This window comes from Lysobacter sp. (assembly GCF_035655815.1).
Taxonomy (GTDB): Bacteria; Pseudomonadota; Gammaproteobacteria; order Xanthomonadales; family Xanthomonadaceae; genus Lysobacter_J.
The window spans coordinates 150,995-164,988 of record NZ_DASRTS010000038.1 but is presented as its reverse complement, the minus strand read 5'-3'; the positions used below and the strand labels follow the sequence as shown (position 1 = coordinate 164,988).

The following is a 13,994-nucleotide window of genomic DNA, read 5'->3' as shown; positions in this document are numbered from 1 at the left end:
TTCCGGGCCCGATGCGTGAACCGGGCGGAAATATGGAAGAATCCGCGAGCGGAATCCGCTCGGAGGATTCGACGTCACCGGCCTGGTGGCAGAGTGGTTATGCAGCGGACTGCAAATCCGCGTACGCCGGTTCAATTCCGACCCAGGCCTCCAGCACGACGAAGCCCGACCGAAAGGTCGGGCTTTTTGTTTCCGGCTTCGTGCGCGCCCGAAGGCTCGCGTAAGCTAGCGGCGCGTCGCCCGGATGGCGGAATTGGTAGACGCAGCGGACTTAAAATCCGCCACCCGCAAGGGTATGCCGGTTCGATTCCGGCTCCGGGCACCAGTCCTTCTTGCAGCCCATTCGGGCCGCGGTCGCAGAGGTCGGCCTCGCGACCGGCTGCTGGCAAGCGCATCGTCCATCACGCTCGCCCACGCTCGGATGCGCCCGGCGAAAACGGCTCGCATGGGCTTCGTTTCGCCACCTGCAAACGCCTTCGCAACCGACATGGCGCCAGCATGCGTCACCGCCGCTGCCAGCACGGCGGCTCGCACTGATCGCGCGTGATCGATATGTGCGGCTGCGCTGGTCGGGTCGGGCCCGGCGCGCCCTAGAATGAACAGCTCGGCGCGGTGTGTGCCGGTCATGTGGCGGGGGAGTGGATGCAGGGTCCTCGGGAATCGCGCATCGCGGTGGTCGGGCTGGGTTACGTCGGGCTGCCGCTGGCTGTGGAATTCGGCCGGCTTTACGACACGGTGGGCTTCGACATCGATGAGCGCCGCGTCGAACGCCTGCGCCGGGGCGAGGACGGCAATGGCGAAACCACGGCCGACGAGATCGCGTCAGCCCAGCGCCTGTCGTTCACTGCCGATGTGCAGCGACTGCGCGAGTGCGACGTGTTCGTGGTCACCGTTCCCACTCCGGTGGACGAGCACAAGCGGCCCGATTTCACTCCGCTGATCCAGGCCAGTCGCGCCATCGGCAACGTGCTGCGGGCCGGGGACACGGTGATCTACGAGTCCACGGTGTATCCAGGCGCGACCGAGGAAATCTGCGTGCCCGAGCTGGAGCGCGCTTCGGGCCTGGTTTTCAACCAAGACTTTTTCGTGGGTTACAGCCCGGAGCGGATCAATCCCGGCGACCGGCAGCGACGTCTGGTCGACATTCCCAAGGTCACTTCGGGCTCGACGCCCGAGACGGCGGACTTCGTCGATGCGCTGTACCGCAGCATCATCCGCGCCGGCACCCACAAGGCGTCCAGCCTGCGCGTGGCGGAAGCCTCCAAGGTCATCGAGAACACGCAGCGCGACGCCAACATCGCACTGGTCAACGAGTTCGCCCTGATCTTCCAGCGGCTGGGAATCGACACCACCGAGGTACTGGAGGCGGCGGGCACGAAGTGGAACTTCCTGCCGTTCCGGCCAGGCCTGGTAGGCGGCCATTGCATCGGTGTCGATCCGTATTACCTGATCCAGAAGGCGCAGGCGGCGGGCTATTACCCGGACATCCTGCTGGCCTGCCGCCGCATCAACGATGCCATGGGCGAACACGTCGCCAGCGACGTGGTGAAGCTGATGATCCAGCGCGGCATTGCAGTCGCGGGTTCGCGCATCCTTATCCTGGGCATCACGTTCAAGGAGAACTGTCCCGACCTGCGCAACACGCGCGTGGTGGAGCTGGCGCGCAAGTTCGGCGAGTACCGGGCCCATGTGGACATCCACGATCCGTGGGCCGACGTGGAAGAAGCACGCAGCGTATATGGCGTGGAATTGATCGGCGCGCCCGAACGGAGCGCCTACGATGCCGTGATCCTGGCAGTGGCGCACGAACAGTTCCGCGAAATGGGGCCGGAAGGCGCGCGCGCCTACGGCCGGTCGCACGCGATCGTGTACGACATCAAGAGCCTGTACCCACGCGAGGGCGTGGACGCGCGCCTGTAGCCGGCGCGACGCGATCAGTCGAGCAGTTCGTACACGCGCTCGGGTGGACGGCCGATGACGGCGCGGCCGCCGTGCACGAAGATCGGCCGTTCGATCAGCCGCGGATGCGCACTCATCGCCGCGATGAGCTGTTCGTCGTCGAGCGATTCGTCTGCCAGTCCCAGTTGCACGTATTCGTCCTCGCCGGTACGGAGCAGGGCGCGCGCAGGCTGTTGCAACAGTGCCAGCAACTGGCGGAGTTCGGCTGCAGTGGGCGGTGTCTGAAGGTATTCGATGACCACCGGTTCGATGCCGCGCCCGCGCAGCAGTTCCAGCGCGCCACGCGACTTGGAGCAGCGCGGGTTGTGATAGAGACGCGTGGTTTCCATATCGTTGCCCTGTGCCGTAAAAGCGAAAGGCCGGCTTTCGCCGGCCTTTGCCTTGGAACTGGTGGGCGGTACAAGTTTCGAACTTGTGACCCCTGCCGTGTGAAAGCAGTGCTCTACCGCTGAGCTAACCGCCCGTAAGGGCTGCGCAGTATACCTCACGTGCGGTTGGGGTTGGCAAGAGGGGTGCGCGCCAGGCTGCCCGATTCAGCCGAAGGACGGGAATCGTCTGATGCCGACGGCCGCGGCCGATCCCCAGAATGGACGGATGATCCGAACATTGCTGATTGACGATCACGCGATCGTCCGAGAGGGCTTCAAGCGCCTGTTCCAGAACTCGGGCCGTCTGGAGGTGGTGGCCGAGGCCGGCGATGCCGCCGAGGCGCTGGAGGCCGTGGCGTCCGCACGCTTCGATGTGGCCATCGTCGATCTCAGCCTTGGTACGCCGGATGGCGGTTTCCTGCTACTGCGCGACCTGGCACGCGTCGCGCCGAAGCTGCGGCGGGTCGTGGTGAGCATGCACGACGATCCGGGCGTGGTGATGAGGGCCCTGGATCACGGCGCGCAGGGCTATGTCACCAAGGCCGCAGCGATCGTCGAACTGATCGGTGTGGTCGAGCGGGTGCTTCGCGGGGAAACGGCCCTGAGCAGCGACGTCGAGCGCGCGCTGGAGCAACCGCTTGGCCATGGCCTGACCCAGCGCGAAAGGGAGACACTGCGCGGGTTGTTGTCGGAATTGCCGCCCAAGGCGATCGCCGCCGACCTGGGCATCAGCGTCAAGACGCTCTATCGCCACCGGTCCAGCCTGATGAGCAAGCTGGGCGCGCGCACGGTGGCGGCGCTGCCGCGCATCGCGCGCGAGCGCGGGCTGATCTAGCGCGCTGGTGGTGCAGGAGCGTCGTCAAGGATTGCTCATTCGAGCTGCGATGCGGCATAGGCCGCATCGAGCGCCTCCATTGCATCGAGTGGCTTGAGCTTCGCCGCTTTCTCGTACTCGCTGGCGGCCGACTCTTCCTTTTTGTCGCCGTGCAGCAGCATCAGCACGTTGCCGTATTCGATGTGCGCGATGGGCGAATCCGGCGTCAGCTTCAGTGCGGACGCGATGTGCTTTTCCGCCTCCGCCGCCTTCGCTCCGTACGTGAGTCCACCGATGACCGCGCCCACCTTGCCGATGATCTCGGCGTGGTATAGCGCCATGGCCGTATGCGCCTCCGCATGCTTGGGCGCGCGTTCCAGCGTGGCTTCGAGGGCGCTGCGCACCTTGCCGGCGATTCCTGCCTTCAGCGCCTTGGCGATGCTGAGCCCCTGGCTATAGCGCCCCAAGGCGAAGGCATGGCGATAATGGCTGTTGGCCTCATCGGGAAGGGCCTTCGTAGCGGCTTCCGCAATGGAAGCGGCCTGCTCGAAGCGCTTGAGGCGTTCCGCGTCATCGTCGACCAGATAGGTCGCATGGATGCCCAGCGCCTTCACTGCAACCGATGCACCAAGCGGCCCCAACGCCTGGCCTGCGTCGAAGGCGGCCTTGAAGTCGCCTCGGTGGAACGCGCGCCATGCCTCCTGCAAGTCGGTCGCCAGCGTGTCGGCGTCGAGTCCCTTGGGAGCCGCCTTGCCGGCGGCGACGAGGAGCGCGCCGGCGCGTTTTGCGTCCGGGAATGGTTCAAGGTCACCCGCGTGCAGCTTCGGCCACGCCTTCTTGAGCGCCTCGCCGGGATACGCGAATCCCTTGGCGTCGTGCGGGAATGCAGCCCAGCTGGATCTGGCGGCCATCGGCATCGTCCTTCGTCGCGGTGGAGGCCGCAGCATCCCGCCTGGCGCTGTGGCCTGGCAAGAGTCGGCGCGTAGTGTGTTTGCTCCATCCGTGGGCAGGAGAGTGGCCCCGAAGCCGGCCATTCCCGGTCCGGTCCGCGGAGATTCCCGATGGCGGCAGTGAATTCCAGATCCCACGCGTCCGGAGAAACCACGTTGCGCCACGTCTGGCTGGCGGGCCTGGGGCTGGTTGCGGTGGGGCGGCGGGAGGCGCTCGCGCGACGCGCGCGGCTGAAGGCACGTGCGGACGAGCTCCGCCAGCAGGCGGGTCGATTTGCCGAGGCCGCGCAGGCGCGCATCCGCGGGCGGGTCGAGCCGCAGGTCGGGCGTTTCAGCGCCGACATCGAAGCCAGGTTGGCACCGGTGCTGGAAAAGCTGGGCCTGGTGAAGAAGCCGGTGCAACGTGCCCGCAAGGCCCGGAAGGCCACCCGTTCCACACAGGCCCGCCGCCCCGTGCGCTCACCGGCCAAGCGCGTCACCCGCAAGCGCTGAGCGTCGCCTGACCGCACAAGCAGCGATCAGTCCAGATAGGCGCGGGTCAGCGTATTGAGGTGCACGCGCTCGGCATCGCGCAGGAACGGTGCCAGCAGCATCATCACCTGGACGATCCCCGCGCGGATCGCGGCGTGTTCGTCCTTGTCGCCTCGGGCGGCGGCGTAGTTGAGCCAGAACGTGGCGATCACCAGCACGTTGGTCGCGGTGGCGGCCAGTTCGTCCTTGGACGCGCGCATGATCCCGGCCTGCAGCAGTCCACGCATGACCGTGTGCGCCTGTTCGTCGGCACGGCGCAGGATGCGTGCGAAGCGCAGGCGCAGGCGACGGTTGCGGCTGAGGATCTCCACCAGGTCGCGGTGCAGGAAGCGGTAGTCCCAGATGCACTCGAACACCAGGTGCAGTTGCAGCCAGATGTCCTCCAGTTCCGGCAGGCGCCCCTGCGGCGCGGCGAGCGCGGTGTCCATGCGTTCCTCGAAACGCGCGAACAGCTGCTCGATGATGTCGTCCTTGTTGCGGAAGTGGTAGTACAGGTTGCCGGGGCTGATCTCCAGCTCGTCGGCGATATGGTTGGTGGTGACGTTGGGCTCGCCGAGCGCATTGAACATGGTCAATGCGCTGTCGAGGATGCGCTGGCGCGTCTGTTTCGCCATCGGGTCGTTCGCGGTGCGGAAGCGATGCGGAGGTCAGCCGCGCAGCTTCTTCACCAGGTCGATGTACTTGCGCTGCGCCTCGTCGCGGCCGGTGCCCTTGAGCTTGGCCCAGGCCTCGTACTTGGCAGTTCCGACGAAATCGAAGAAGCCCGGCTTGGGTCCGCTGACGTCGCCCTCGGAGCCCTGCTTGTAGAGCGCGTACAGGCGCAGGAGGGTGTCGTTGTCGGGCCGTTCGGACAGGGCTTGGACATCCTTGGCGGCTTGCTCGAACGAAGTCTGCAGGTCGGACATGGCGCCCCTCCGGCGGCCAGGATGGTGGCCGGAATTACCGCATGCACCGTCGGGGTGGTCAATACGGCCGGGAATTGTGGCGCCGGGGCCGCTCTGGCAACGTAGGACGACATGCCGCGCAGCGGCAGCTCACGGTCAGGGAGAGGGCTCATGAGTTACTTCGTCACCGGCGCCACAGGCTTCATCGGACGTTTCCTGGTCAGCCGGCTGCTCCAGCGCAAGGGCACCGTGTACGTGCTGGTGCGCAAGGACTCGCACAAGAAGCTGGACGCCATCGCAAGGAAGATGGGCTGGGACAGCCGGCGCGTGGTCCTGGTCGACGGCGACATGACCGAGGCGAAGTGCGGAGTGAGCGCGGCGCAGTTGCGCGCGCTGAGCGGCAAGGTCAAGCACTTCTTCCACTTGGCGGCGATCTACGACCTCACCGCCAACGCCGAGACGCAGCGCACCGCGAACGTCGAAGGCACGCGCAATGCGCTGGACCTGGCGGCGGCCCTGAAGGCGGGCGTGTTCCATCACACCAGCTCGATCGCAGCCGCCGGGCTGTACCCCGGCGTGTTCCGCGAGGACATGTTCGGCGAGGCCGAGGGGCTGGACGATCCCTACCTGCTGACCAAGCACGAGTCGGAGGGACTCGTGCGCAAGGAGACGCGCATCAAGTGGCGCATCTACCGACCCGGCATGGTGGTGGGGCACTCCCAGACCGGCGAGATGGACAAGATCGACGGCCCGTACTACTTCTTCACCTTCCTCAAGAAGCTGCGGCAGATGCTGCCGCCGTGGATGCCCATGCTCGGCCTGGAAGGCGGCCGCATCAACATCGTGCCGGTGGACTACGTGGTCGACGCGATGGATCACATCGCGCACAAGCCACGCCTCGACGGTCACTGCTTCCACCTCACCGATCCCGACCCGATGCGCGTGGGTGAGGTGCTCAACACCTTTGCGCGCGCCGGCCACTCGCCCGAGATGACCATGCGCATCGACGCGCGCATGTTCGCCTTCATCCCCGGCAGCGTGCGCGGCGCGGTGGGCAACCTGCCGCCAGTGCGCCGGTTCATCGGCATGCTGCTGCGCGACTTCAAGATTCCCAAGCAGGTGATGAAGTTCCTCACCTATCCGACGCGCTTCGACAACCGCGAGGCCGAACGGGCGCTCAGGGGCAGCGGCATCCACGTTCCCGCGTTGGAAACCTACGCGTGGCGGCTGTGGGACTACTGGGAGCGCCATCTCGACCCGGACCTGTTCGTCGACCGCACGCTCAAGGGCAAGGTGCGCAACAAGGTCGTGGTGATCACGGGCGGTTCGTCCGGCATCGGCCTGGCGACCGCTCAGCGCGTCTCCGAAGCGGGGGCGATCACCGTCATCGTCGCCCGCGGCGAAGAGGAACTGTTCAAGGCGCGCGACGCGATGAAGGCCGCCGGAGGCAAGGTCTTCGCGTACATCGCGGACCTGGCCGACATGGACGACTGCGACCGCCTGGTGAAGACCGTGCTGGAGGAGCACGGCCGCTGCGACGTGCTGGTCAACAACGCGGGTCGCTCGATCCGCCGCTCCATCGAACTGAGCTACGACCGCTTCCACGATTTCGAGCGCACCATGCAGCTGAACTACTTCGGCAGCCTGCGTCTGATCATGGGTTTCCTGCCGGGCATGACGCAGCGCCGCCGCGGGCACATCATCAACATCAGTTCGATCGGCGTGCTGGCCAACTCGCCGCGTTTCTCGGCCTACGTCGCGTCGAAGGCGGCGCTGGACGCGTGGAGCCGCTGCGCGCAGGGCGAGCTGTCGGGCAAGGGCATCAGCTTCACGACCATCAACATGCCGCTGGTGAAGACGCCGATGATCGCGCCGACCAAGATGTACGACAGCGTGCCGACGCTCACGCCCGACGAAGCGGCGGACCTGGTGGTGAAGGGCATCATCGAGCGGCCCAGCCGCATCGCAACGCGCTTGGGCATCTTCGCCTCGGTGATCAATGCGCTGGCGCCGAAGGCGTACGAGGTGATCATGAACACCGCCTTCGAGCTGTTCCCCGACTCGGCGGCCGCGCGCGGCGACAAGCAGGCGCTGAAGGGCGAGGTGAAGCCCAGCAGCGAGCAGATCGCGTTTGCCGCGCTGATGCGCGGGGTGCATTGGTAAGGGCGCGGCAAGGCGTCAGCAGCGCGGGCAGCTGCAGGCAGCCCGCTGCGGGAGCCTCGTAGGAGCGGGTTCGCTAGCGATGGCCGCTCGTCGCCAGCGAGCTGGCTCCTACAACTCGAGCCAAATGGAATGAGACGGCCCGTAGGAGCGAGCTCGCGAGGGGCGTTCGTCGCCAGCGAGCTGACTCCTGCCAGGGTCAATGTGACTGCTGGCTCAGTACGCCTGGCACTGCAGGAACCGCACCGTACGCTGGCTGCCCGGCGGCGGCTGCAGCTGCAGACGCGACGCGCGCAGGTCGGCGTAGCGCCCCAGCACTGCGCACACTTCCCGTACCTCCAACTGCTCAACGTCCTCGCGCTGGTGGATCAGCAGCGTCGAGCTGGTCGACCATAGGACCCGTTCGACCCACGGCAATGCGGCGACGGCGTGGATGACTTCCCCGCGTTCGAACTGCTCCCGGTTCGGATCGGCGGGCGCGGGGGCGCCCAGGGCCGGTTCGGCCTGCGGGGCGGGAGATGGCATCGCCAGAGCCGGCGCGGGTGCGGGTGCGGGTGCGGGTGCGGAGGAGCTTGCGGGTGCGGGAGCCGCGGGCATGGGTGTATCGACCTCGGTTTCATCCGGTGCCGCCGCACCACCCATCAGCATGGGAATGAACCCGGCGAGCGCGCCGATGACCAGCGCGACGATCCACGCGAGCACCGTCTCGCGCATGCTGCGCTTGCGGGCGCTTGCAGTGAGGTCGTCGTGCAGCGCATCCGGCAGCATCGGGCCGACCAGCGCCCAGAGGGCGTCGCCGTCGTAGAGCTCCAGTGCGCCCGCGGCCTTGCGTGCATCGGGATCGATCCGAGCCGGCGTGGCGAGGATCGCGCCGTGTGCGCCATGCACACGTGCCGCCTCGGCCAGTTCCCGCACGGCCGCCGAGCCCAGGCGCGCCTTCAGACCCGCGAGCTTGCAGGACAGCAGCCAGACCTGCGAATTGCGGCGCAGGCGGATTTCAGCCTGCGGGCCGCGTTCGAGTGTCTGCTCCACCGCTTCGGCTTCGAATCCGCGACCCTGCAGCGCTTCGATCACCAGCCGCGAGAACTCCCGCCAGCGCATCTCCGCAAGGGCGCCGATACCGGCGAAGGTTTCCGCCTGGCGCCTGCGCACCAGCCACAGGTAGGCGGTCGACAACGCCGCCATCAACAGGGCGACGAACAGGGCCAGGGTCACGGAAAAGCCGTCGGGCATGCACAACTCGGGCGGTCAGGGCTGGCGGACTATACGCCAGCACAGGCGTCACTCGTGAGGTGTGGATCACGCAGGCTTGTCGGCAGGCGGCGGACGGCGGCTCCGCTCGATCAACGTCAGCGCTGCCCTGCCGCAGGCAAGAGAAAGCCCGCCAGTCCGAAACCGTAAGGGGAGGGGAGCATACGGAAGCGCGGACTGGCGGGCTTGTCGGGCACCCGGCGACGGCCGGGCGATGAAACGGATCCGGACTTCAGCTGGCGCCGGTGACCTTCTTGCCGGTCGCCTTGCGCGGCGACTTGCGGGCGGCGGGCGCCTGCGTGGCCTGCTTGCTGGCTGACTTGCGCGCAGCCGGCTTGCGCGGCGCGGCAGCGCCACCGTTCTGGCGGCGCAGCTCCGCCGTGAGCGCATCGACGCGGCGGCTCAGTTCGTTGAGGTCGTCGCGACCCGGCACGCCCAGCTTGACCAGCGCGCGCTGGACGCGATCCTCGAACACCTTCTCGAGGCGATCCCAGGTGTCGACGGCGCGTTCGCGTGCCTGGCCGACCGTGGAGCCCATGGCGTCGCGGACCACATCGGCCTGGCCGCCGGCGAAACGGCGTGCCGTCTGCTCCAGCGTCATGCCTTCCTTGATCAGTGCGTCGAACAGCTTGGTGCCCTCGGCCTGCGCGCGCGAGAACGCGCCCACACCCGCCAGCCAGATCTGCTGGGCCGATTCGCTGAGCGTGCGCGACAGGCGCTCGGCCTGCTGCTCCGCTTCGGCGCTGGAGGACTTGCCACGCGTGCGCGACGAGCCGCTGGTCGTGGTCTTCTTCGCAGCCTTCTTGAACTTCGCCATGCGCAGTTCCTCGATGGAGTGGGCAGAGGACGCCACCATCGCCGCGTTGTCTAGAGCTTTCACACCAAGCTGCGGGCTCGCAGCCGTTGCGGGCCGGCAGCGCCAGGACTTCAGAGCCACTCGCGCGACGGCAGCGTGTACCGCCGCTGCGGTCGCCCCACCAGATCGAGGAAGCGGTTGAACACGTCGTCCGCATGCGCCTGCATGCCGGCGATGTGCTCGCGGGTGTGGCGCCGGATCGCGGCCTCGTCCGCACGGGCGGGATCCAGGCCCGCCAGTTCGGCCAGCTCCTGCCGGTACGCCGGATTGGCCAGCCAGCGCTCAATCAGCGGCTCGTCCATCTCCAGGTGGAACTGGAAGCCGTAGGCGCTGTCGCCGTAGCGGAACGCCTGCTGTTCGCAACCGTCGGTGCTCGCCAGGTGGACCGCGTCACGTGGCACGTCGAAGCTGTAACGGTGCCACTGGAATACCGGTGCGCTTTCGCCGAGCGGTGCCAGCACCGGATCGGCACGGCCCGCCTCCGTGGTACGCAGCGGATACCAGCCGATCTCCGGTTCGTGGTGGCGCCGGATTGGCGCGCCGAGCACATGCGCCAGCAACTGCGCGCCCAGGCAGATGCCGAGCACCGGCTTGCCCTGATCGAGCATCTGTTCGATCGCGCGCAGTTCGGTGAGCAGGTGCGCCCGGTGCTCGCGATCCTCCACGTTCATCGGTCCGCCCAGCACGACCAGGCCGCGGTAGCGGTCGACGTTGGGCTCGAAGTCCGGCTGGCGTTCGAAATTGGCGAAGCGGATGCGGTGACCGCGGCGACGGATCAGCCGGTCGAGCGTGCCCAGCGGTTCGGCGGCGACGTGCTGGAAGACGAGCAGGCGGGGCATGGCGGACGACGGCCGGGACGGCAGGGAACGAACGCGACTATGCCAGTCCCGAGTGCGCTATGCGCGCGGCGCGGAGGCGATCAGCACGATGGCGAGGATGGCCAGCACGATCGCCAGGCGGTTCCAGCGGCTGGTCTTCTCACCGAACGCCAGCACGCCGACCAGCGTGCCCAGCACCACTACGCCAATGTTCATGGCGGCGAACACCACCGACGGGTTGTCCGGCAGCGCCTGGTGCGCCCTCACGTAGAAGACGATGTTGCCGAAGTTCAGCAGTCCCAGCAGCAGCCCTGCGCCGAGGTTACGCCACTGCAGGCGCGCCTGGCCGCGGACATGGCGCAGTACCTGCCAGCCCAGCATCAGCACGAAAGCGATGGTGAACGCCACCTGCAGCGCGGCGATGGACGAGGTGCCCGACAGCGCGATGCGCTTGAGCATCACGTCGACCAGCGCGAAGCCGACCCAGACCGTAAGCAGCAGCTTCCAGCCCGTGTGCGTGGTCGCAGCGGTGTCGCCGGAGGGCCGCATCACGATTCCGGCGACCGCGAGCAGGCCCAGTCCGAGCCCCGCAGCCCGCACCGGATCGGCGCGTTCGCCGAACAGGATGAAGGCCGCCAATAGCGACAGCAGCAGGGACAGGCGCTGCGCCACGTCGGTGCGCACGATGCCGGTGGCGCGCACCGAGGCACCCAGTACCAGGAACAACGACGGCAGGACGACCGCCAGCCCCAGCAGCGAGACCCACGGGGCGTCAGCGTGCGTCAGGCTGGCTAGCGAGGGTTGCAGCAGCCACGCGCACAGGCTGGCCGCTGCCAGGTAGTTCCACGTCACCAGTTGCGCGACGTCCAGCCTCGCGCGCGGTGCCAGCTTGAGCAGCACCGAGACCAGCACGCTGCACAGCGCGCTGAACAGGATCAGGTGCATCGAGCGCGATCAGCGCGGCTTGAACGGCTTGCGCGGTCCGGTGCCTCGTGGGCGATCACCCTGGGGTCGTGGGCCACGCGGCGGCCGGCGGTCATCGTCGAAACGGCGCGGTTCCGAATGGCGACCGTGCGGACGCTGACCATGGCCACTTTCCGTGGGGCGGCTGATGCGCAACTGCTGGCCGGCCACGCGCACGCGCTTGAGGTGATCCATGACCTCGCGCGGCATGCCTTCGGGCAGATCGATGAGGCTGTGGTCGTCGCGAATGTCGATGCGGCCGATGTAGCGGCTTTCCAGCTCGGCCTCGTTGGCGATGGCGCCGACGATGTTGCCCGGCTTCACGCCGTGCACGTGGCCGACCTCGATGCGGAACGTCTCCATGCCGACTTCGGGCGTGCGCGCATCGCGTGGCTCCCGCGGCTCGCGGTGTTCGTGGCGAGGCGCCGGCGCGTCGTCGTCGAACATCGATTCGGCGGCGTTGAACGAGCGCTCGCTCTGCGGGCGCTCGGCGCGCTGCTCGAACTGCGGCCGCTCGATGGCCGGGCGCTCGTAGCGCTCGGTCGGCGCCTCGCTGCGTTGCGGGCGCTCGTATCGATCCGTCCGTTCCTGACGGGGCTCGTGTCGCGGCTCGCGCGGCGCACGCGGTCCGCTGTCGCGTTCGAAACGCGAATCGCGGTTCGAATCGCGGTTGAACCGGGAATCGCGCCCCTGCTCGCGCGGGCCGCGCTGTTCGAAGCCGGCCTGCGCGTGCGGGCGCAGCTTCTCCGCGGTGACATCCAGCAGCAGCGGCATGTCGCCCTGCACGAGCTTGGCCAGCGCGGCCGCGATCTCCACCGCCGGCACGTCCTGCTCGCGCTCGTAGCGCTCGACCAGGTCGCGGAACTGGGCCAGGTCGTCGCTCTCCAGCGCGCTGGTGATGCGGCCGAGGAAGCGGTTCACGCGTTGCTCGTTCACCGTCTCGATGGTCGGCAGCGCCATCGGCTCGATCGGCTGGCGCGTGGCGCGCTCGATCGCGCGCAGCATGCCGCGCTCGCGTGGCGTCACGAACAGGATCGCCTCGCCCTTGCGACCGGCACGGCCCGTGCGGCCGATGCGGTGCACGTAGCTTTCGGTGTCGTACGGAATGTCGTAGTTCAGCACGTGGCTGATGCGTTCCACGTCCAGGCCGCGGGCGGCGACGTCGGTGGCGACCAGCACGTCGATCTTCCCGTCCTTGAGGTTCTGGATGGTCTTCTCGCGCTGCGCCTGCTGCACGTCGCCGTTGATGGCCGCCGCCGCGATGCCGCGCGCGGCGAGCTTGTCGGCCAGTTCCTCGGTGGACTGCTTTGTGCGGGCGAACACGATCATCGCGTCGAACGGCTCGGCCTCGAGGATGCGCGTGATGGCGTCCAGCTTGTGCACGCCGCTCACCGCCCAGTAGCGCTGGCGGATGTTGGCGGCGGTGGTCGTCTTCGCCTTGATCGAGATCTCGACCGGGTCCTTCAGGTAGGTCTGCGCGATGCGCCGGATCGGCGGCGGCATGGTGGCCGAGAACAGCGCCACCTGGCGGGTCTCGGGCGTCTTCTTCAGCACCGACTCGACGTCGTCGATGAAGCCCATGCGCAGCATTTCGTCGGCTTCGTCCAGTACCAGGCAACGCAGCTCGGACAGATCGAGCGAGCCGCGTTCCAGATGGTCGATCACGCGGCCGGGCGTGCCCACCACCACCTGCACGCCGCGCTTGAGCGCCTGCAACTGCGGGTAGTAGCTCTGGCCGCCGTAGATCGGCAGCACGTGGAAATCGGGCAGGTGGTGCGCGTACTTCTGGAACGCCTCGGCCACCTGGATCGCCAGTTCACGCGTCGGTGCCAGCACCAACGCCTGCGGCTTGCGCCGGTCGGGTTCGATCTGCGCGAGGATCGGCAGCGCGAACGCCGCGGTCTTGCCGGTGCCGGTCTGCGCCTGGCCGAGCACGTCGCGGCCCTCCAGCAGCGGCGGAATGGTCGCGGCCTGGATGGGCGAGGGCGACTCGTATCCGACGTCGGCCAGGGCACGCAGCAGCGGCTCGGGCAGTTTGAGGTCGGTGAATTTCAGGGACGGGGCATCGTTCGAGCTGGGGTCGGCGCTCATGGGGAAGGGCTCGGCAGCGCCGGCAGACGCCGGTCGGAAGACTGAATAGTGTAACCGAGGGGGGTGTGGGGGCCGTGTAATGCCGTGTGAGCGGGTGGGGCCGCGCGCACCAGCGCACGCTCCGAACTGAGTATGAGTCGCGCGCTTGGTGCCTTTGCTGCTCGCCCGTCATCCCATCGCCCCGGCAAGCCAGGCTTCCATCTTGTCGTTGCTTTTGCTCGTCATCCCCGCGAAGGCGGGGATCCAGGGACGTTTCACGCTTCCCGGTCGCCTGTGAGAAGCGGAACAGCCAAAGTATCCGTCCGTCATCCCGGCGGGAGCCGGGATCCATCTGCTGTTGTTCTTGATC

13 protein-coding genes and 3 tRNA genes are annotated in these 13,994 nt (G+C 67.7%); 6 read left to right on the top strand and 10 right to left on the bottom strand.

Annotation, left to right across the window (positions count from 1 at the left end; translation table 11 throughout):
• The first annotated feature begins 79 nt into the window (after positions 1-79).
• From VFE83_RS11605 to tviB, 3 genes are all read left to right on the top strand, one after another.
• Positions 80-153: transfer RNA gene (locus tag VFE83_RS11605), tRNA-Cys, on the top strand.
• A gap of 85 nt (positions 154-238) precedes the next feature.
• Positions 239-325: transfer RNA gene (locus VFE83_RS11600), tRNA-Leu, on the top strand.
• 317 nt (positions 326-642) lie between these two features.
• Complete coding sequence (tviB, locus tag VFE83_RS11595; RefSeq protein ID WP_324906243.1) at positions 643-1,920, top strand: Vi polysaccharide biosynthesis UDP-N-acetylglucosamine C-6 dehydrogenase TviB; 1,278 nt, start codon at positions 643-645, stop codon at positions 1,918-1,920.
• A 14-nt stretch (positions 1,921-1,934) separates the two neighbouring features.
• On the opposite strand, the gene arsC is transcribed toward tviB, so the two are convergent.
• Together arsC and VFE83_RS11585 are read right to left on the bottom strand one after the other, a co-directional pair.
• Positions 1,935-2,288 (bottom strand): arsenate reductase (glutaredoxin), encoded by a 354-nt coding sequence (gene arsC, locus VFE83_RS11590; RefSeq protein WP_324906241.1) that lies wholly within the window; start codon positions 2,286-2,288, stop codon positions 1,935-1,937.
• A gap of 59 nt (positions 2,289-2,347) precedes the next feature.
• Positions 2,348-2,422: transfer RNA gene (locus tag VFE83_RS11585), tRNA-Val, on the bottom strand.
• A 95-nt stretch (positions 2,423-2,517) separates the two neighbouring features.
• Between VFE83_RS11585 and VFE83_RS11580 the strand changes: the two genes are divergently transcribed.
• Positions 2,518-3,162 carry a response regulator transcription factor gene (locus tag VFE83_RS11580; protein WP_324906239.1) on the top strand — a complete coding sequence of 215 codons (645 nt, stop codon included), beginning with the start codon at positions 2,518-2,520 and terminating at the stop codon, positions 3,160-3,162.
• 35 nt (positions 3,163-3,197) lie between these two features.
• Here VFE83_RS11580 and VFE83_RS11575 read toward each other — a convergent pair whose 3' ends face one another.
• The gene (locus tag VFE83_RS11575; RefSeq protein ID WP_324906237.1) at positions 3,198-4,052 is read right to left on the bottom strand and encodes a hypothetical protein; all 855 of its coding nucleotides are present in this window, start codon (positions 4,050-4,052) and stop codon (positions 3,198-3,200) included.
• Positions 4,053-4,202: 150 nt separating this feature from the next.
• Between VFE83_RS11575 and VFE83_RS11570 the strand changes: the two genes are divergently transcribed.
• On the top strand, positions 4,203-4,583 hold the full coding sequence (locus VFE83_RS11570; protein WP_324906235.1) for a hypothetical protein: 381 nt from the start codon (positions 4,203-4,205) through the stop codon (positions 4,581-4,583).
• Positions 4,584-4,609: 26 nt separating this feature from the next.
• On the opposite strand, the gene VFE83_RS11565 is transcribed toward VFE83_RS11570, so the two are convergent.
• Positions 4,610-5,236, bottom strand: a complete 627-nt coding sequence (locus VFE83_RS11565) for a TetR/AcrR family transcriptional regulator (protein WP_324906233.1) — start codon at positions 5,234-5,236, stop codon at positions 4,610-4,612.
• Positions 5,237-5,269: 33 nt separating this feature from the next.
• Positions 5,270-5,527 (bottom strand): acyl-CoA-binding protein, encoded by a 258-nt coding sequence (locus tag VFE83_RS11560; RefSeq protein WP_324906231.1) that lies wholly within the window; start codon positions 5,525-5,527, stop codon positions 5,270-5,272.
• Positions 5,528-5,677: 150 nt separating this feature from the next.
• Here VFE83_RS11560 and VFE83_RS11555 point away from each other — a divergent pair, with 150 nt between their 5' ends.
• Positions 5,678-7,669, top strand: a complete 1,992-nt coding sequence (locus tag VFE83_RS11555) for an SDR family oxidoreductase (RefSeq protein ID WP_324906229.1) — start codon at positions 5,678-5,680, stop codon at positions 7,667-7,669.
• Positions 7,670-7,882: 213 nt separating this feature from the next.
• On the opposite strand, the gene VFE83_RS11550 is transcribed toward VFE83_RS11555, so the two are convergent.
• The 5 genes from VFE83_RS11550 to VFE83_RS11530 all read right to left on the bottom strand — a co-directional run bounded on the left by VFE83_RS11550 (position 7,883) and on the right by VFE83_RS11530 (position 13,645).
• Entirely contained in the window at positions 7,883-8,899 is a 1,017-nt protein-coding gene (locus VFE83_RS11550) for a restriction endonuclease (protein WP_324906226.1), read from the bottom strand.
• Positions 8,900-9,149: 250 nt separating this feature from the next.
• A complete protein-coding gene (locus VFE83_RS11545) occupies positions 9,150-9,797 on the bottom strand; it encodes a phasin family protein (protein ID WP_324906224.1) in 648 nt (215 codons plus the stop codon).
• Between the two features lie 47 nt (positions 9,798-9,844).
• Positions 9,845-10,612 carry a type 1 glutamine amidotransferase gene (locus VFE83_RS11540; protein WP_324906222.1) on the bottom strand — a complete coding sequence of 256 codons (768 nt, stop codon included), beginning with the start codon at positions 10,610-10,612 and terminating at the stop codon, positions 9,845-9,847.
• A gap of 57 nt (positions 10,613-10,669) precedes the next feature.
• Positions 10,670-11,536 carry an EamA family transporter gene (locus VFE83_RS11535; protein WP_324906220.1) on the bottom strand — a complete coding sequence of 289 codons (867 nt, stop codon included), beginning with the start codon at positions 11,534-11,536 and terminating at the stop codon, positions 10,670-10,672.
• A 9-nt stretch (positions 11,537-11,545) separates the two neighbouring features.
• On the bottom strand, positions 11,546-13,645 hold the full coding sequence (locus VFE83_RS11530) for a DEAD/DEAH box helicase (protein WP_324906218.1): 2,100 nt from the start codon (positions 13,643-13,645) through the stop codon (positions 11,546-11,548).
• Positions 13,646-13,994 lie beyond the last annotated feature (349 nt).